The organism is Chitinophaga barathri (assembly GCF_003807585.1).
In the GTDB taxonomy this organism is placed as follows: domain Bacteria; phylum Bacteroidota; class Bacteroidia; order Chitinophagales; family Chitinophagaceae; genus Chitinophaga; species Chitinophaga barathri.
In genome coordinates this window covers 213637-232510 of the sequence record NZ_RMBX01000002.1, presented here as the reverse complement: position 1 = coordinate 232510, position 18874 = coordinate 213637, and the positions used below count along the sequence as shown (strand labels likewise).

The window sequence follows — 18874 nt, the reverse complement described above, 5'->3', positions numbered from 1 at the left end:
AGTCTCGCAATTAATCTCTAATTTACTTTTATTAATCCCAGACATTTCTGCAATATCATTAACCTCAGGATTTTAACCGGTATTTATTGAGCCCCGAATCTGTGTTCGTTCCGCATTAGCCAAAGTACACCAGGCTGGATTCTTTTAACCCCTAATTCACGAAGGATATGAACGTCCCTCCCTACAGGCTTTTAAGGGGATATTCACTTGACCCCGCATTTTCCACCCGCCTGGATACCATGGGTATCAACGAAGTGACTTATAAAGTTCCATGGGAATCCCTTGCGGCCGGCCCCTGTGGCGCTTATTTCGAAGTGATCGACTATGACCCGCCCAGCAATTGCTGGTACGAGCCGGTGGATTTAAATCATACCTATGTGCTTGCGCAAAACGGTCTGCCGCCGAGCGAAGGCAACCCGCAGTTTCACCAGCAATTTGTATACACTATCGCCATGCGCACGCTGGTGCAGTTTGAGCGGTCGCTGAGCAGGAAGATCATCTGGAATCCAAGGGTGACAGAAGACGAAAGCGATCCTCGGAAAAAAACAGCGGAATATGTCCGGGCGCTAAGGCTTTACCCGCATGCATACCGGGCTTCCAATGCCTATTACGATCCTGAAAAACGCGCCGTACTGTTCGGTTATTTCGAAGCAGGCTCTAAGGTCAGGGAGATGAATATGCCCGGCGGCGTTATTTTTACCTGCCTTTCGCCGGATATTATCGCGCATGAGCTTACGCATGCCCTGCTGGACACTGTTCACCCGCGATTTATAGAAAACACCAATCCCGATGTAGCCGCTTTTCATGAAGGGTTTGCGGATATCGTTGCATTGATGCAGCGTTTCACCATTCCTTCCCTGATCGAGCACCAGATAGCACAAACACGCGGAAACCTGCGGGATTTCAGTTTCCTCGGGGAGCTGGCCACCCAGTTTGGCAATGCGCTCGAAAACAATCACGGGGCGCTGCGGAGTGCTATCGGTAAAATAAACAGCGAAGGCAAATGGGAAAGGATGATCCCCGATCCCAGTCTTTACAAAACGGAGTTTAAACCGCATAAACGCGGCGCGATCCTGGTAGCTACCATATTCGACGCGTTCTTACGGCTTTATACCCTGCAAACGGAAGACCTCATCCGCATAGCGACCAACGGCACCGGCGTATTGCAGCCCGGCGCCATCCATCCCGATCTTGTAAAACGCCTCGCCCGCGAAGCCTGCGAAATAGCCGATCACCTGCTGCATATCTGCATCCGGGCGCTGGACTATTGCCCGCCGCTGGACATCAATTACGGGGATTACCTGAGAGCCGTCATTTCGGCGGACCTGGATATTTCGCCGGTAGATACCAATGGTTACCGGGTAGCATTGATAGAGGCTTTCAGAAGCTGGGGCATTTTCCCCGAAACAGTCACCACCCTTTCCGTGGAAAGCCTCCGCTGGGAAAAGACGGATCAGCTGGACGAGGTCTTCAAAAACATCTGGAATAAGATCGCCCAGACCTTCCGTGAACCCTTGCGTGAGATTATAGACATCAGCCAGGATGAATCCAGGGACCGGCGCGAAGAGATCGTCGTAAAATCAGTGGCTTTACAGGCCAGACTTCACACAATGTTGCTGGAAAAGGGCGGCAGTCGTTTTAACGAAGAATTTTTAAAGCGGTATGACGTACGCCTTACGGATGAACAGTGGTCGGCTTTTATGGAGACAATAGGAGTGATCGACAAAAAACCTGAATTTAAGTATAACGGGAAACCCGTGGAGATTACAACAAAACCAAAGATCGAAATACACAAGATCAGGCCGGTATTCAGAGTGGGCCGGGAGGGCCGCATCCTGGAGCAAATGCTCATTACGATCACGCAAAAAATAGAAATAGAGACCGGCGAGCTGAAAGGCGCCACTTTCAGAGGCGGTTCCACCATTATTCTCAACCTGCAGAACCAGATGAATGTGGATTGTATTATTTACAAACGCATTTCCTCCGCAGGCCGCTTCGAACGGCAGATGGACTTCCAGACTGGCAGCCAGGGAAACTTCAGCTTCAACGACGATTCCATGTATGAGGATGATTGCGGGTTTGTCAATCTCAGTTTTTCACATCTCCATTCCAATGGTTTCTAAAAACAAAGATCATGAAAGTGAATATAAAAATGTTCCAGGTGGGAGAGTTGGGTGATTGTTTTTTGCTGAAATTCATAGACGGGGAGAAGAAGTCGCATGTGCTGATAGATTGCGGTTCTTTCCGCAACAGCAATAAATCCAAAGAAAGGCTGCAAAAGATCGTGAAACACATATTGGATAACGAACTTTCCGGCGGCCTGCTGGACCTGGTGGTGGCCACGCACCAGCACAACGATCATGTGTCCGGTTTTTTACACGCCGCCGATCTTTTTAAAGATAAAGTGAAACAGGTGTGGCTGCCCTGGCTGGACGACCCACGTGATCCGCCTGCGAACAAACTACGCCTCAAACAGCAGAACCTGCTGGACAAAATGGGCGTTATCTACCAGCACCTGCAACAGAAAAACCTCCAGGAAGGATTCCCCATTACCAAAGATATACTCGACTTTTACGGCGCCACGGACGACGGCCCCGCAGTGCCGCTGGAAGCCATGAAAATACTGCGTAAGATGGGCAAAAAGCCCGTCAAATACCTGGAGCCGGGAACAGTAGAAAACATACCCCGCTTCACCCAGAAGCAGCTAAAAGCATATGTGCTGGGCCCGCCCCGTAATCCCGCTTTCCTGTACGACATCACCGCGAATAAAGATGAAACCTACGATCATAAACTGGAACTCGCATTTTCAGGCGCGGAAAAGCTGGCGCATGCGCTGGAAAACAAAAATGGTATTACCGGCCGTGAAGAACAGCAGTTCCCTTTTAACCTGCATTACAAACGTTCGAAAGAAAAAATAGACAGTGCGTTCATCGGTCTTTATGATGACCCCCGGAACGACTATCGCACCATCGACAGCGACTGGCTGAACCAGGTGGAGAGGCTTGCTTTGTACATGGATAGTTATACGAACAACTCAAGCCTCGTGCTGGCGTTTGAACTGGTGGAATCGCAGAAAGTATTGCTTTTTGTAGGGGATGCGCAGACCGGCAACTGGAATTCCTGGAAAACCCTTGAATGGAAAGGGGCTCACAGGGATTTTAACATCCGGAACATGTTGCAGAATACCGTCCTGTATAAAGTAGGGCATCACGCATCGCACAATGCGAGCCTGAAAGAGGCCATAGAGGATATGACGCATGAAGACCTGGTGGCGCTCATACCGGTAGACCGTACAGATGGTAATATCACCAAGACAAACGGCTGGAAAATGCCCGCCAAGAACCTTTATAAAAAACTCAAGACCGCAGCCAAACACAGGGTGCTGGTGATGGATGTGGGCTTTGACGATGATTGCAGACCGGACAACGGAACCACCGGCTGGAGCGAGCTGAGCGCGGCGGAACCGGAGTACAATGAGGATGACCTGTATATCTCTATCACAGTTGAAGATTAAACCTCCAATAAAATATAATCATATGGCTATTGAATTTTTAAACCCCGAAACCAGCGTAGTATTCACCGCTCCGCAGGATCTCCCGACGGCCGGCAAATTTGCCAGCGACCTGAAAAAAGTAGCGAGGGATATCCCCACATCAGACAAACTTACCGGAATTGAATTACGGTTGCTGCCGCCTTTTGTAAAAGACAACAATACCGAGCCGTTCCTCGTATTCCCCGGGTTTGCAAAACTGTATTGCCTCACTATCGTGGTGAGCGACATCAACAACCAGCTGATCGGCGGGATAGACCTGCAGGGCTTCCCGAGGATAGGGGACAACGAACACCTGCCTATCAACAAAACGATCTTTTACTGGCAGCAGAATGACACGGACAAGGTGGCGCCCAAACAGATCCACACGATGTGTTCCGTGATCAAAAGCAAAAAAGCCCTACGCGAAACGGCTAAGGTCATGGCCGATCTGAAAAACGATTCGGAATACAAGACGCTGATGGGGACCGTTACCAGCCTGGCGTCCAATGCAAGCCCGGTGGGCGTGGCGCTGGATATTGTTACACAGGTGGCCGGGATTGTAGGCAAATATCTCGGCAATGTGGAAGACAAACCGGTGGGCACGATCATCAACAGCTTTACGGATATCCGCGGCGATTTTGATCATGAAGGCGTACGGAAACATGCTTTTGGCGCGAGTAAGGTGGATTTTGAAATGGAAGTGATCGTAAGGGCACAGCGTCATGCGGAAAGAGGCACACGGTCGCTGCATGATGAAAATAACGGGCATGATGAGGAAGTGGAAGTGGAACTGATACCGCTCTGGTAACTATTCGTCCATGCCGCCGAGGTCCGATTTGTCGGCTGTTTTGCTGCTGTTGGCCACCATGTCGTTCATCAGGGTTACTTCATCTTTGGTAAAATAACGCCATTTGCCGGGCGGGATGTCCTTCAGCGTCATACCCATGATACGGATGCGTTTGAGGGTGGTCACCTTATAGCCCAATGCCTCGCACATCCGGCGGATCTGCCGGTTGAGGCCTTGTGTGAGGATGATCCTGAAGCGGTTCGGGGCTTCCTGCTGCACGAAACACTTTTTGGTATATACACCCAGGATGCGGACGCCGCTACGCATGGTTTTGATGAACTCCATGGTCACAGGTTTGTCTACGGTGACGATATATTCTTTTTCGTGCTGGTTGCCGGCGCGCAGTATTTTATTGACAATATCGCCGTCGTTTGTAAGGAAAATGAGGCCTTCGGAGAGCTTATCCAGCCGCCCGATGGGGAAGATGCGGGATTTGTAGCCCACGTAGTCGATGATATTGGTTTTGTCTTTCAGGTCCGTGGTACAGGTGATGCCTTTGGGTTTGTACAACGCGATATACACGGGCGCTTTCTTTTTCTTCAGGGGTTCCCCGTCTATTTCCACCACATCGCCTTCTTCCACGCGGTTGCCTTTGGAAGCGATATTGTCATTGATGGTTACTCTGCCCTGGTCAATGTATTTGTCTGCCTCCCTGCGGCTGCAAAAGCCGGTTTCTGCGATGTATTTGTTGATGCTGATGTCCATATCGGACTGCAAATTTAAGGGAAGTTTGGAGGTTTAACGAGGGGGTGGTTGTATTTTATTATTTCTCAATGCGTTGCGCCTGTTTGACTACGATATCGTCCCCGGAGTCAAACTTCCCGTCTTTCCCGGGAGAAACGAGGGTAAATGATGTGACATTGTGCCCGGTATTGTAGCGGTATGGATTTCCCCATCCGTCCTGGTTCCACTTCCGGCGCAGCGGGTTTATGCCGATGATCTCGTCCAGGCTGCCGGGGTATTTTTTATGATGCTGGTAATAACTGTTCAGCGAAGCGCTGATCTCGCTGCAATCGTTGCGGGTGGTGCTGGCTTTGCTGTAGTTCCGCGTCAGCAGCATCAGTAACACGCCGCCCGCGATCACAGCCAGCAGGGTGATAAAAACAATCTTCAAAGAAGGCGCAACGGACCGGATGATATTTTCCGGGATGTTGATCTCCGGCACATCACGATTGAGGGAGAACATACCCGCCCCCGCCAGCATGATGAGAAGAAATACCAGGCTGGGCCAGAACCCGAAAAAGATCATCAGTACATTCAGCACCAGGCCGATGACAAAAAGAACTTTCCCGGCAAGGTTTATCAGTGGGCGGATGTTATTGTTTTCTGGCATAGGGTGGAACTTGTACCTGAAGATACTAAAGAAACACCTAAATAAAATGATCCGGAGCGGTCGTGATTTGCGACCACCTGAAAAAAATGCTTGCCTTTTCCCCCGTACTTACCGATAAAGTGTCTTATAGTTAATTGTTAACCCGGCCCTCTTTGCCAACCCTTCGGCATGGAGCTGAAAAATTCGTAATAATGGCGAAAGCTAAAAAGCAACTTCAGATACCTGAAGAACTGGTAATGGACAAGATCTATATGATCCGGGGAAAGAAAATAATGCTGGACAAGGACCTCGCTGAATTGTATGGTGTAAAGCCTTTCAGGCTGAGAGAGCAGGTGAAACGCAATATGGACCGCTTCCCTGAGCATTTTATGTTCCAATTATCAGAGCAGGAGGCGCTTTCAATGGTATCGCAAAATGCGATACCATCCAAACAGCATCTGGGCGGGCATTCTGCGGTCGCCTTTACCGAACATGGCGTGCTGATGCTGGCTAACGTGCTGCGCAGCGAACGGGCGATGCAGGTAAGCATCCGTATAATTGAAATCTTCGTTAAGATGCGCGAGATGCTTTCCATACACAAAGATGTATTGCTGCAGCTGGAAAAGCTGGAAGGAAAAGTAAACTCCCAGGGGCTGGATATCCAGGTGATATTCGATTACCTGAAACAACTGATCAGCCCTCCGCAGGAACCCCGTACTGAGATCGGGTTCAGAAAACACGGTCAATAAAAAAGCCCGGGAGTTGTTCCCGGGCTTTTTATGCTATTTAAAATATTTCAGTTTAATCAGGCACTGCAGGTCACGCAACCTTCTTCCATTGTACAAACCGCGCCTACAGGAACGCCCAGTTCGTCCTCGGTATTTTCTGCCGGTGCGATTACGGGGATCATGTTCTGTCCGCCTTGTTTTTCAACGGTGAACTGAACGGCTTGTGTCGCTGCTTGTGTACGCAGGTAATACATGCCGGTCTTCAGGCCTTTTTTCCAGGCGTAGAAGTGCATGGAAGTAAGCTTGGAGGCTGAAGGCGTGTCCACGAACAGGTTCAGGCTCTGGCTCTGGCAGATGAATGCGCCGCGGTCCGCAGCCATGTCAATGATCGTACGTTGTTTGATCTCCCAAACGGTTTTGTACAGTTCCTTGATGTTGCCGGGGATCTCGTCTATCTGCTGTACGGAGCCGTTGGCAGCGATGATCTTGTTCTTCATGTCATGGTCCCACAGGCCCAGTTCCACGAGGTCTTTCAGCAGGTGTTTGTTCACAACCACAAACTCTCCGCTCAGTACGCGGCGGGTGTAGATGTTGGAAGTGTATGGTTCAAAACACTCGTTGTTGCCAAGGATCTGTGAAGTGGAGGCGGTAGGCATGGGGGCCAGCAGCAGGGAGTTGCGGATGCCGTGGGTCTTGATCTCGGCTTTCAGGCCGGTCCAGTCCCAACGCGCTGACGGCGTAACGTTCCACATATCGTACTGCAGGATGCCTTTGCTGGCCGGTGAGCCTTCGTAGCTTTCGTATGCGCCGTCTTTCTTCGCCAGGTCTTTAGAGGCCGTGAGAGAAGCGAAATAGATGGTTTCGAAGATCTCTTTGTTCAGCTTCTGCGCCTGCTCGCTTTCGAAAGGATAACGCAGCAGGAAAAACGCGTCCGCGAGGCCCTGTACGCCCAGGCCGATGGGGCGGTGGCGCAGGTTGGAGCGGCGTGCTTCTTCTACCGGGTAATAGTTCGTGTCGATGATCACGTTCAGGTTCAGCGTAGCCTGGTAGGTTACGTCGTAGAGCTTCTGGTGGTCGAACTTACCGTCTATTACAAAGCGGGGCAGCGCCAGGGAGGCCAGGTTACATACCGCTACTTCGTTCTCGGAGGTATATTCAATGATCTCTGTGCAGAGGTTGGAACTTTTGATGGTGCCGAGGTTCTGCTGGTTGGATTTGCGGTTAGCCGAATCTTTGTACAGCAAGTAAGGCGTGCCGGTCTCTATCTGCGCGTCCAGGATGGCAAACCAGAGGTCCTGTGCTTTTACGGTTTTGCGCATGCGGCCTTCCGCTTCGTATTTTTCATACAGATTTTCGAATTCCGTACCCCAGCAATCAGCCAGTCCGGGTGCTTCGTGGGGGCAGAACAGGCTCCAGTCGCCATTGCTTTCCACGCGTTTCATGAACAGGTCGGGCATCCAGAGGGCGTAGAAAAGGTCGCGGGCGCGCATCTCTTCCTTACCATGGTTCTTACGCAGGTCCAGGAACTCGAATACGTCGGCATGCCAGGGCTCCAGATAGATGGCGAAAGCGCCTTTGCGTTTGCCGCCGCCCTGGTCCACGTAACGCGCGGTGTCGTTGAACACGCGGAGCATGGGGATAATGCCGTTGGATGTACCGTTGGTGCCGCTGATGTATGAACCGGTAGCGCGGATATTATGAATGCTGAGACCGATGCCGCCGGCGCTCTGGGAGATCTTGGCGGTCTGTTTCAGGGTGTCATAGATACCGTCGATGCTGTCGCCCTGCATGGTCAGCAAAAAACAGCTGCTCATCTGGGGTTTGGGCGTACCGGCGTTGAAGAGGGTGGGCGTGGCGTGTGTGAACCAGCGCTCGCTCATCAGGTTGTATGTTTTGATCGCGGAGTCGATATCGTCTTTGTGGATGCCTACGGACACGCGCATGAACATATGCTGCGGGCGTTCGGCGATCTTGCCGTCGATCTTCAGCAGGTAAGAGCGCTCCAGCGTTTTGAAACCGAAGTAGTCAAAAGCAAAGTCGCGGTCGTAAATGATGGTGGAATCGAGTATATCAGCATTTTTGCGGATCACTTCCCATACTTCATCGCTCAGCAGGCCGGCGGGTTTGCCGGTCTTCGGATCGATGTAATCGTATAGTTTTTTCATCGTTTTGGAAAACGACTTGATCGTATTTTTATGCAGGTTGCTCACCGCGATGCGGGAAGCCAGCTGCGCATAATCAGGATGTTTGGTCGTCAGGGACGCGGCCGTTTCCGCAGCCAGATTGTCCAGCTCGGTAGTGGTAACGCCGTCGTACAGGCCCTGGATCACTTTCTTCGCTACGTCTATCGAATCTACATATTCCGGCGCCAATCCGTAACACAGCTTCTCTACCCTTGCCGTAATCTTATCAAATTTGACAGATTCTTTTCTTCCGTCTCTTTTTATAACGAACATAGTGTAATGAATTTAACTGGGTGAATAAATATAATGGGTTGAAGTATTGTCTGTTGGTTCTAAAAATCTTCGTCCAGGCTGAATGTCTGTGTCTCTTTGTTTCCCATCACACCGGATTTCTGGTAATCGCCCACACGTTTTTCGAAGAAGTTGGTTTTTCCCTGGAGGGAGATCATTTCCATGAAGTCGAAGGGGTTGGCGCTGTTGAACATTTTGCTGCAACCCAGCGCCTGCAGCCAGCGGTCCGCTACAAACTCGATGTATTGTTTCATCAGGTCCGCATTCATGCCGATGAGCGCGGCGGGCAATGCGTCCGTGATAAATTCTTTTTCGATGGTTACGGCGTCGCCGATGATCTCGTGCACTTCTTTTTCGCTCATTTTGGCGTTCAGCATGCTATACAGCAGGCAGGCGAATTCGCAATGCAGGCCTTCGTCGCGGCTGATCAGTTCGTTGGAGAAGGTGAGGCCGGGCATGAGACCGCGTTTTTTCAGCCAGAAGATGGAGCAGAAGCTACCGCTGAAGAAGATGCCTTCCACGGCGGCAAATGCCACGAGGCGCTGCGCGAAGGTGCCGTTCTCGATCCAGCGGAGGGCCCATTCGGCTTTCTTTTTCACGGCGGGCACGGTGTCTATCGCATGGAAAAGACGGTCTTTTTCCACCGGGTCTTTCACATATGTATCGATCAGGAGGGCATACGTTTCGGAGTGGATATTTTCCATCATGATCTGGAAGCCGTAAAAACAGCGGGCTTCGGGGATCTGTACTTCACTCATGAAGTTCACGGCCAGGTTCTCGTTCACAATACCGTCGGAGGCGGCAAAAAATGCCAGTACGTGGGAAATGAAGTGGCGCTCGCCATCGTTCAGTTTGGCCCAGTCAGACAGGTCGCCGCTGAGGTCGATTTCCTCGGCGGTCCAGAAGCTGGCTTCATGGCGTTTGTATTGTTCCCAGATGGCAGGATAGTTGATCGGCAGCAGCACGAACCTGTCCTTGTTGTCTTTCAATAAGATTTCATTCTCGTTACTCATAGCAATTTTTTATACGGTTAACTATCCTGTAGTTAAGTTAGTCAGGTCGCGGTATTCAGGGAGACGGGAGAGCGTTATCCTTTGAGGAAGTACATCCGGGGGTCAAGCTCGCCATAACCTTATTTCGCGAAGGTTTTGACAATTACGTTGTTCTGGCAGGTCTCCTGGCTTTCCCTTGCCGGGTGAGCCTTCCCGCCCCTTCCGGGACAGTGGCAGTTAAAAACATCCGGCATATAGGGGATCACAGTAGCGCGTCTGCTCGTGAATTCCACACGATTCCCTATTAATTCTACTCGTTTTAGAAACGTTCGAAGCCAGTACAACGAAGTCAAGAACTGTTGCAAATATATTGATCAAACGACCCTCTCATACATATAAGTTCCTCACAGGTGTGGATAAAGATTGTGAACATTTCGGGAAGACAGAAGGGGCGTACAATACACGCTATTCACACCTAAAAGCAGGTATTTGGTATGATAGAAAAGCAGAATGTGTTGAAAATCTGGCACGTATTAGCTCACTCAAAATGTGTGGCGAAAATTACACTGAAACACAGGATTTTGGAAGCCCGTTTTTAATATGAAAAAACGCCGGAAACTTTTGTTTTCCGGCGTTCAACGATATCCACAATGTTATGTGTGTATTGCTTTTTTGTTAATACGCATTAACTTAAATGCGCGGAACTTTGTTAATAAACTTCTTCCTGATCACGTCCTGCACCGGTATCCCGTCGATCTTACTTTCCAGCCAGCTCACAATGTCCAGGTACAGATAACTCCTGCGTTCGTAAGGGTTCTTCGCAATCACTTCCAGCTTCTCTTTCAGGTCTTTGAACGCCGTGCGCAGCGCCTTGGGATTGGCATACATATTTTTGCGCAGGAACTTCAATATCTCTTCCATCACCAGGCTCAAGTCTTTGTTCTTCGCAATAAAATGATATACGGATTTGATCAGGTATTCCACCAGGCTGTAGTTCTCCAGCTCATAATGCGCGATGAGGTGAAGGATACGCGCGAAACATTGAATATCCGCCCGGAGGTTACCTATGCGTAAGTGGATAATTTTATTCAGGTATACGATCGCGTTGTTATTATCCCCGCTGCCAAAATACAGGCAGGCGATCTTGTAATAAAACACGAGCACCCTGTGCTGGTCCACGGTGAGTTGGTGCTCCGATATCTTGCATTCCACCTCGCCCACCAGCTTCAGCCCTTCGGAAAAGGTGCCGTCGAGGAAGTGGCGGTTGATCTTGCCGGTGTAGAGATACACGAACGCGGAGGTACGCGTGTTCTCATTCAGGCTTTCTTCTTTTTCAATGATAAAGTGCTCCATTTCCGCCAGTACCTCTGTGAACTTCTCATGGTTCATGGTGTGGAAATGCGCGGTGAGCAGGTTGTGCATCGCTTTGATGTAAAGGTCCACATCGGTATCGCGCAGGGTAGGGTACTCGGTGAACAGGTCTACCCACTTCTGGGTATACCGGTAATACATCACAAAATCCTGTAAAATATAATAGTACCAGCAATAAGCCTGGTAGAGGTATATCTTTTCATAAAAACTCATGCTGCCCTGCTGCACTACCGGCAGGTTCGCTTCAAAGAAGCTCTTCAGCATCATGGAGTCCTTCTCATCCCGCGCATGCCCCAGCTTCAGGTACATGCCGTACATGCGGAGGGCCAGTGTGCTGAGTTTGCTCACATTGTTCAGCTGTTCGTTGATGATCCGGCTTTCGTCGCTCAGTTCCTCCGCCCGGTTGTCCAGGCTGCGGGTGATGTGCCGGCTTTCGATCAGTTTCTCAAATTCCACGATCTCGAAATACAGCATCACTTCTTCCTGCTCCCGGGCGCTGGTTTTGGCCTTGGCCAGGATCTTCAGGCTCTGGTGGTACAGCCCCTTGTTGTACAGCACACGGGCATAGTCCAGCTGCTCCCGCAGCTCGATGAGGGGGTCTTTGGTTTTGTATAACAGCCGTAAAGTGGTGAGAAGATGTTTGTACAGGTGGGCCTTTACATTGCTCAACTGCTGTTTTTTGATGTCCGGGATGCGTTTCAGCACCTGCTCCTCGTCGTACTCCTTCATTTTGTCCAGGGTGTTGAACAATTGGATAAAAAGTACGTCTTCTTTTGTGTTGTCCCGGTTAAATGCCAGCTGAAAGTTCCTTTTTTCGGCTTTTGTGAGCGTTTTTATTAATATGAATAAAGCATCGTTCTGCGTGTTGGACATCGTTGTTACGGAATTGTAAATTATTGATCCTTAATAGGTTAATGGTTATATATCGCCTTTGCGAATCGTAATAATGACAAATTTAACGATCTGTGGTATAAATGTGTCAATTAGATTTGAAGGTGTAAATAGGAAGGAAAGCAAATTTAAGGAGAATTATGGGGAAAACATTATTTGATAAAATCTGGGACAGCCACATCGTAGCCAGTAAGCCGGGTTTCCCGGATGCGGTGTACATCAACACCCATTTTATCCACGAAGTGACCAGCCCGCAGGCTTTTGACGGGCTGAGGAAAAGGAACATCCCGGTGTTCAGGCCGGGGAAGACCCGTGCCACGGCGGACCACAACGTACCTACCATAGACCAGCACCTCCCCATCAAAGAGGCCCTGAGCCGCAAACAGGTGGAAATGCTGACCAAAAACACCGCTGAATTCGGCGTGGAGCTGTATGGCCTGGGCCACCCTTACCAGGGCATTGTGCACGTGATAGGGCCTGAACTGGGCATTACCCTGCCGGGTATGACCATCGTGTGCGGGGACAGTCATACTTCCACACACGGGGCCTTTGGAGCCGTTGCCTTCGGCATTGGCACCTCGGAGGTGGAGCAGGTACTGGCTACCCAGTGCATCCTGCAATACAAGCCCAAAAGGATGAAGATCGAAGTGAAAGGGCAGCTGAAGAAGGGAGTGGTGTCCAAGGACATTATTTTATATATCATCTCGCAGATCTCCGCTTCCGGCGCCACCGGGTATTTTGTGGAGTATGCGGGCGAGGCCATCCGCAACCTGAGCATGGAAGCGCGCATGACCATCTGCAACATGAGCATCGAAATGGGGGCCAGGGGCGGGCTGATAGCGCCGGACCAGGTGACCTTCGATTATATCAAAGGCCGCGAGTTTGCCCCGAAGGGCGCGGACTGGGACAATGCCCTGGCTTACTGGCAAACGCTGCATTCCGATGCGGACGCGGAGTTTGACAAAGTACTGGTGTTCGACGCGGCGGATATTGAACCGCAGATCACCTACGGCACCAATCCCGGGATGGGCATGGGTGTGACGCAGCATATCCCGGCGCTGGCGGACATACACGAGAAGGAGCAGCCTTCTTTCTCCAAATCCCTCCGGTACATGGACCTTCAGCCGGGCAGCCGCCTGCTGGGCAAAAAGGTGGATTATGTATTCATCGGCAGCTGTACAAATTCCCGCATCGAAGACCTGAGAATGGTGGCGGAGTTTGTAAAAGGGAAAAAGAAAGCGGATGACGTGACCGTCTGGATCGTGCCGGGCTCCAAACAGGTGGAGGCGCAGGCCATTGCCGAAGGGATCGACAAAGTATTTGAAGCGGCCGGTTTCCAGCTGCGCCAGCCGGGCTGTTCCGCCTGCCTGGGTATGAACGAGGACAAGATCCCCGCGGGCAAATACTGCATCGCCACCAGTAACCGTAACTTTGAAGGCAGGCAGGGGCCGAACGCCCGTACCTTCCTGGCCAGCCCGCTCACCGCGGCGGCGGCAGCCATCACCGGCAATGTGACCGACGTTAGAGAACTGATATAACTATTGACAATGGACAAAAAATTTGCTAACCTGTCGTCTACCGTAGTACCGTTACCGATAGAAAATATAGACACAGACCAGATCATTCCCGCGCGTTTCCTGAAAGCGACCACCCGCGAAGGGTTCGGCGAGAACCTGTTCCGTGACTGGCGGTTTGACGAACAGGATGCTCCCAAGAAAGATTTTGTGCTGAACAATCCCATCTACAAAGGCCGCATACTGGTGGCCGGCAAAAACTTCGGCTGCGGCTCCTCCCGCGAGCATGCCGCCTGGTCACTGGCCGATTACGGGTTTAAGGTAGTAGTGAGCAGTTTTTTTGCGGATATCTTTAAGAACAATGCGCTGAACAACTTCATCCTGCCCGTGCAGGTGAGCGATGAGTTCCTGCAAAAGATCTTCCTCGCCGTGGAAAAAGACCCCGCCGCACAGGTGGAAGTGAACCTGGAAGAACAGTTCATCCGCATCAGCGCTACCGGCGAACAGGAAAATTTTGACATCAATCCGTATAAAAAGACCTGCCTGCTGAACGGGTACGACGACATCGACTACCTGCTCAGCCTCAGCAAAGAAATCAACACATACGAAACTACTAGACCTTTTAATTTCTAATACAATCTAATGGGAGTTACGAAGAAAATACTGGTTATACCCGGAGACGGGATCGGGCAGGAAGTGACAGCGTGGGGGAAAAAAGTACTGGAGACGATCGCTGCCAACTACAAACACACGTTTACTTTCGACGAAGGCATTATGGGCCATGTAGCCATAGAAGCCACGGGAGATCCGCTGCCGGACAGCACGCTGGAAAAAGCGCGCCAGAGCGACGCGATCCTGTTCGGCGCTATCGGTCATGCGAAATACGACAACGATCCCACGCTGAAAGTACGCCCCGAGCAGGGCCTGCTCAAGATCCGCAAGGAACTGGGCCTGTATGCGAACCTGCGTCCCATCAAACTGTTCGACGACCTGCTGCAGGCCTCCAGCATCAAACCGGAGATACTCCAGGGCGCCGATATCCTCTTTTTCCGCGAGCTCACCGGCGATGTATATTTCGGAGAAAAAAACAGGAGTGAAGACCGCAATTCGGCTTCGGACCTGATGATCTATCATAAATACGAAGTGGAGCGCATTGCCCGCAAAGCTTACGAAGCCGCACGCACCCGCAGGAAAAAACTCTGCTCCGTAGATAAAGCGAACGTACTGGAAGCATCCCGCCTGTGGAGGGAAGTGGTACAGGCCATAGCCAAAGACTACCCGGACGTGGAAACCGAACATATGTTCGTAGACAACGCGGCCATGCAATTGATCAAGGACCCGAAACGTTTTGATGTGGTAGTAACGGGCAACCTGTTTGGAGACATCCTTACGGATGAAGCCAGCCAGATCGCCGGTTCCATGGGGATGCTGGCCTCCGCGTCCGTAGGCGATTCCATAGGTTTCTACGAACCTATCCACGGTTCCGCGCACGACATTGCCGGCAAAGGCATTGCGAACCCGCTGGCCTCCGTCCTGAGCGCGGCCCTGCTGCTGGATATTTCCTTCGGGCTGAAAGACGAATCACAACGGGTGATCCGCGCGGTGGATGCCACTTTGCGCCAGGGTTACCGTACCATGGATATAGCGAACAAACATACTCCCAATGAATTTGTGCTGGGCACCGATGCCATGGGCGCACAAGTATTGAAGAACCTTAACTAACCTACAAATTACTGACATGGATAATAATCGTGTTTACGTTTTTGATACTACCCTCCGCGACGGGGAACAAGTGCCCGGTTGCCAGCTCACTACCGTCGAAAAGATCATTGTGGCGAAGGAACTGGAAGCGCTTGGCGTGGACGTGATCGAAGCGGGCTTTCCTATCTCCAGCCCCGGGGACTTCCAGAGCGTGGTGGAGATATCCAAAGCAGTGTCCGAGCCGGTGATCTGCGCGCTCACGCGTGCAAACACGGCAGATATTGACGCCGCCGCCGCCGCCCTGAAATATGCCAAACGCAAGCGTATCCACACCGGCATCGGTTCGTCGGACATGCATATCAAATACAAATTTAATTCCACCCGGGAAAACATCCTGGAACGCGCCGTGGAAGCGGTAAAATACGCCCGTAAGTTCGTGGACGATATCGAGTTCTACGCGGAAGACGCCGGCCGCGCGGACAATGAGTACCTCGCCCGGATGATAGAAGCGGTGATAGCCGCGGGCGCCACCGTGGTGAACATCCCGGATACCAACGGTTACTGCCTGCCCGAACAATACGGCGCCAAGATCAAGTACCTGATGGATCATGTATCCAACATCGATAAAGCGATCATTTCCGTGCATTGTCACAACGACCTGGGCCTCGCTACCGCGAACACCATCGCCGGTGTTATGAACGGCGCCCGCCAGGTGGAATGTACCATCAACGGCATTGGCGAAAGGGCCGGCAATACTTCCCTGGAAGAAGTGGCCATGATCCTGAAAACGCATCACGCGCTGGGTTACACCACCGGCATCAACAGCAAAAAGATCTACGAGATCAGCAATCTCGTATCCAATATGATGCGTATGCCCGTGCAGCCGAACAAGGCGATCGTGGGCCGCAACGCTTTCGCGCACAGCTCCGGCATTCACCAGGACGGTGTGCTGAAACACCGCGAGAACTACGAGATCCTTAATCCCGAAGATATCGGCCTGCAATCCAATTCCATCATCCTCACCGCCCGCAGCGGCCGTCACGCCCTGAAACATCACCTGGAGCGCCTCGGTTACAAGATCGACAAGATCAATATCGATGAAGTATACGCCCGTTTCCTCGAAATGGCCGATACCAAAAAAGAGATCACGGATCACGACCTGCTGGTGCTGATGGGTGACGGAAATGCGGATCATTACGACGATAAAGGCATTAAAGTAACGCTGCTGCAGGTAGTATGCGGCGATCCCCTCCGCCCGATGGCTACTGTAAAGCTGCGCATCAACGGCGAGGAAAAAGAAGCCAGCGCGGCGGGCAACGGCCCGGTGAACGCCACCATCAACGCCATTCACGCCATCATCCAGGATGATATCACGCTGGACGAATTCAGCATCCAGGCGATGCGCGGCGGCAGCGAAGACGTGAGCAAGGTGAACATGCGCGTACATCACGCCGGCAAATCCTACTACGGTTTCGGTTACTCCACGGACATCGTGAATGCGAGTGTGCATGCGTACGTGGATGCACTGAACAAGATCTATTAAGCGAAGAGTTTTTTGTCTGTATAAAGGGCTGTTCCGGGGAACCGGGATGGCCTTTTTTTATATTAATGTGTAAATATTGAATTTCAATTGATTGAAGCTTTAATTCTTTTGTTTCTTGTTATTGACTGATAAATAATGGCATATGTTGATTTACAAAGCATTAACAAAATAAATTTGGTTAATACCCTAAATAAATACGATGTTTGCATGACACAACAATTTTATTGTGTTATGATACCACCATTAATAATCGTGCCAGGGACAATTTGGCCGCTCCTTCCGCCAGGAATTCACGAGGCGACGATACAAGAAGTTTTTGCAAGTTTTGCGACTAACCCACACCGACTTATTTTATTTAACGGCCTTAAAAAAGGATTAGACCATTTATTCTCTTTAGGATGCCCTAAAGCCTATTTAGATGGAAGTTATGTTACTGGAAAACCGAAACCGAACGATTATGAAGTTGTTTGGGACGTCAGCTATGTAGATCCTGGAAGAATAGATCCGGTTTTTATAGATTTCACAATGGGTACAACTTTTCAAAAGGCGAAGTATTCAGGTGAATATTTTCCTTCTATATCTACAGAGAGGTCGTCGGGAAAAACATTTATTGAGTTTTTCCAAATTGATAAAATGAGTGGTAAAGAGAAAGGTATTCTCCGGATTGTTAACTATTTAAAAGGAGGAGGTACAATATGATTACTAATGATAGACAATACAAAATTGTAAAGTCGCAAATTGACCAGTTCCAGGCTTCCTTGGAAGACCTTACTTCAGGTTATGAAGGTATTTCAAATGTTCATCCTGATTTCCTCAAAATACAAGAAGAGGCTATTCGGTATAAGCTTAATGAATTGTTGAGCGACATTAGGGAATATGAAGATTTAAAGACAGGAAGCATTGTATTTACAGAGGTTAAGAATTTATCTGAACTTCCCATAGTGCTAATAAAAGCAAGAATTGCAAATGGCCTTACGCAGGTGGAACTTGCCAATAGGATAGGAATGAAAGAACAGCAGATTCAAAAGTTAGAATCCGAAAAATATGAATCAGCTAGTTTAAAAACTCTTATTAAGATTGCGGAAAATTTAAAGATTGACCTTAGTGCGGATGTTCAAATTAGAGAGATTGAATCCCCTGATTTTTTAGATATTAAGAAATATCCATTTAAACAAATGTATCAGAGGAAATGGTTTAAGGGATTTACCGGATCGTTAAATGACGCGGCAAAACAATCAGGGAAATTGTTATCAGATTTTTTTTCAGCTGCTGGGTTAAACGAAATGCAGCATGGTTTTACAAAAAGGACGATTACAAGCAATGTGATCTTAAATGATTATGCTTTGAACGCTTGGTATGCACGAGTAATTACAAAGGCGAGTGAGCAAGAGCTAAATGTGTTTTTTAATAAAAATTTTATCACTGATCATTGGTTACATGAGTTAGCTGGGCTGAGTGTCGAAATAGACGGGCCATTAAAAGCTTTCAGGCGCTTAAATGATATTGGAGTTAGGACTGTAGTGGAAGGGCAAATCGACGGAACACGGCTAGATGGTGCTGCCTTCTTGATTGATGAAATTTATCCCGTAATAGCACTCACACTGAGGTATGATAGATTAGATAATTTCTGGTTTGTCCTCTTCCATGAAATTGCTCACATTTTATTGCATTTAGGTGCCGAAGTATCTAAGATATTTGATGATTTGGAAAATGGTAAGGGTGATATTGAGGCGGAGGCTGATGCCTTTGCATTGAATGCACTCATTCCTGACGAGATTTGGCGGAAATCATTGGTTCGGTTTTCACCTTCAAGTGAAACGATAAATAATCAAGCAAAAGGATTAAAAATTCACCCCTCATTGGTAGCGGGTCGGATAAGAAAGGAGACTGGTAAATATCACCAGTTTGGAGATTTAGTTGGTCAGGGGCAAGTAAGGAAATTATTCTTCACTGAATTAAGCGATTAAAA

Annotated in this window: 15 protein-coding genes and 1 riboswitch; of the genes, 10 read left to right on the top strand and 5 right to left on the bottom strand. The window is 49.8% G+C overall.

Annotation, left to right across the window (positions count from 1 at the left end; translation table 11 throughout):
- Positions 1–167 precede the first annotated feature (167 nt).
- Genes EG028_RS04095 through EG028_RS04085 form a run of 3 tightly spaced genes read left to right on the top strand, consistent with a single transcriptional unit; the run spans position 168 to position 4340 of the window.
- Positions 168–2123, top strand: a complete 1956-nt coding sequence (locus EG028_RS04095) for a gluzincin family metallopeptidase (protein WP_120515476.1) — start codon at positions 168–170, stop codon at positions 2121–2123.
- Positions 2124–2134: 11 nt separating this feature from the next.
- Entirely contained in the window at positions 2135–3514 is a 1380-nt protein-coding gene (locus EG028_RS04090; RefSeq protein WP_120515477.1) for an MBL fold metallo-hydrolase, read from the top strand.
- A 22-nt stretch (positions 3515–3536) separates the two neighbouring features.
- A complete protein-coding gene (locus EG028_RS04085) occupies positions 3537–4340 on the top strand; it encodes a hypothetical protein (RefSeq protein ID WP_120515478.1) in 804 nt (267 codons plus the stop codon).
- On the opposite strand, the gene rluF is transcribed toward EG028_RS04085, so the two are convergent.
- Positions 4341–5084: a 23S rRNA pseudouridine(2604) synthase RluF gene (gene rluF, locus EG028_RS04080; RefSeq protein ID WP_120515479.1), complete on the bottom strand. Its 744-nt coding sequence runs from the start codon at positions 5082–5084 to the stop codon at positions 4341–4343.
- A 58-nt stretch (positions 5085–5142) separates the two neighbouring features.
- Entirely contained in the window at positions 5143–5712 is a 570-nt protein-coding gene (locus tag EG028_RS04075) for a type II secretion system protein GspG (RefSeq protein WP_120515480.1), read from the bottom strand.
- Positions 5713–5903: 191 nt separating this feature from the next.
- Between EG028_RS04075 and EG028_RS04070 the strand changes: the two genes are divergently transcribed.
- On the top strand, positions 5904–6440 hold the full coding sequence (locus tag EG028_RS04070) for an ORF6N domain-containing protein (protein ID WP_120515481.1): 537 nt from the start codon (positions 5904–5906) through the stop codon (positions 6438–6440).
- 56 nt (positions 6441–6496) lie between these two features.
- Here the strand turns inward: EG028_RS04070 and EG028_RS04065 are convergent, their stop codons facing one another.
- From EG028_RS04065 to EG028_RS04055, 3 genes are all read right to left on the bottom strand, one after another.
- Positions 6497–8875 carry a ribonucleoside-diphosphate reductase subunit alpha gene (locus EG028_RS04065; RefSeq protein WP_120515482.1) on the bottom strand — a complete coding sequence of 793 codons (2379 nt, stop codon included), beginning with the start codon at positions 8873–8875 and terminating at the stop codon, positions 6497–6499.
- Between the two features lie 59 nt (positions 8876–8934).
- Positions 8935–9906: a ribonucleoside-diphosphate reductase small subunit gene (locus EG028_RS04060; protein WP_120515483.1), complete on the bottom strand. Its 972-nt coding sequence runs from the start codon at positions 9904–9906 to the stop codon at positions 8935–8937.
- A 137-nt stretch (positions 9907–10043) separates the two neighbouring features.
- Positions 10044–10240, bottom strand: a riboswitch (cobalamin riboswitch).
- A 335-nt stretch (positions 10241–10575) separates the two neighbouring features.
- Positions 10576–12129 carry a hypothetical protein gene (locus EG028_RS04055; RefSeq protein ID WP_120515484.1) on the bottom strand — a complete coding sequence of 518 codons (1554 nt, stop codon included), beginning with the start codon at positions 12127–12129 and terminating at the stop codon, positions 10576–10578.
- A 158-nt stretch (positions 12130–12287) separates the two neighbouring features.
- Between EG028_RS04055 and leuC the strand changes: the two genes are divergently transcribed.
- From leuC to EG028_RS04025, 6 genes are all read left to right on the top strand, one after another.
- Positions 12288–13685 carry a 3-isopropylmalate dehydratase large subunit gene (gene leuC, locus EG028_RS04050; RefSeq protein WP_120515485.1) on the top strand — a complete coding sequence of 466 codons (1398 nt, stop codon included), beginning with the start codon at positions 12288–12290 and terminating at the stop codon, positions 13683–13685.
- Between the two features lie 9 nt (positions 13686–13694).
- Positions 13695–14294: a 3-isopropylmalate dehydratase small subunit gene (leuD, locus tag EG028_RS04045; protein WP_120515486.1), complete on the top strand. Its 600-nt coding sequence runs from the start codon at positions 13695–13697 to the stop codon at positions 14292–14294.
- Between the two features lie 9 nt (positions 14295–14303).
- Positions 14304–15383 carry a 3-isopropylmalate dehydrogenase gene (gene leuB / locus EG028_RS04040; protein WP_120515487.1) on the top strand — a complete coding sequence of 360 codons (1080 nt, stop codon included), beginning with the start codon at positions 14304–14306 and terminating at the stop codon, positions 15381–15383.
- 16 nt (positions 15384–15399) lie between these two features.
- On the top strand, positions 15400–16905 hold the full coding sequence (locus EG028_RS04035) for a 2-isopropylmalate synthase (RefSeq protein WP_120515488.1): 1506 nt from the start codon (positions 15400–15402) through the stop codon (positions 16903–16905).
- A gap of 207 nt (positions 16906–17112) precedes the next feature.
- Positions 17113–17604 carry a DUF6932 family protein gene (locus tag EG028_RS04030; protein WP_206614390.1) on the top strand — a complete coding sequence of 164 codons (492 nt, stop codon included), beginning with the start codon at positions 17113–17115 and terminating at the stop codon, positions 17602–17604.
- Entirely contained in the window at positions 17601–18872 is a 1272-nt protein-coding gene (locus EG028_RS04025; protein WP_120515489.1) for an XRE family transcriptional regulator, read from the top strand. The genes EG028_RS04030 and EG028_RS04025 overlap by 4 nt, the downstream gene beginning before the upstream one ends.
- Positions 18873–18874 lie beyond the last annotated feature (2 nt).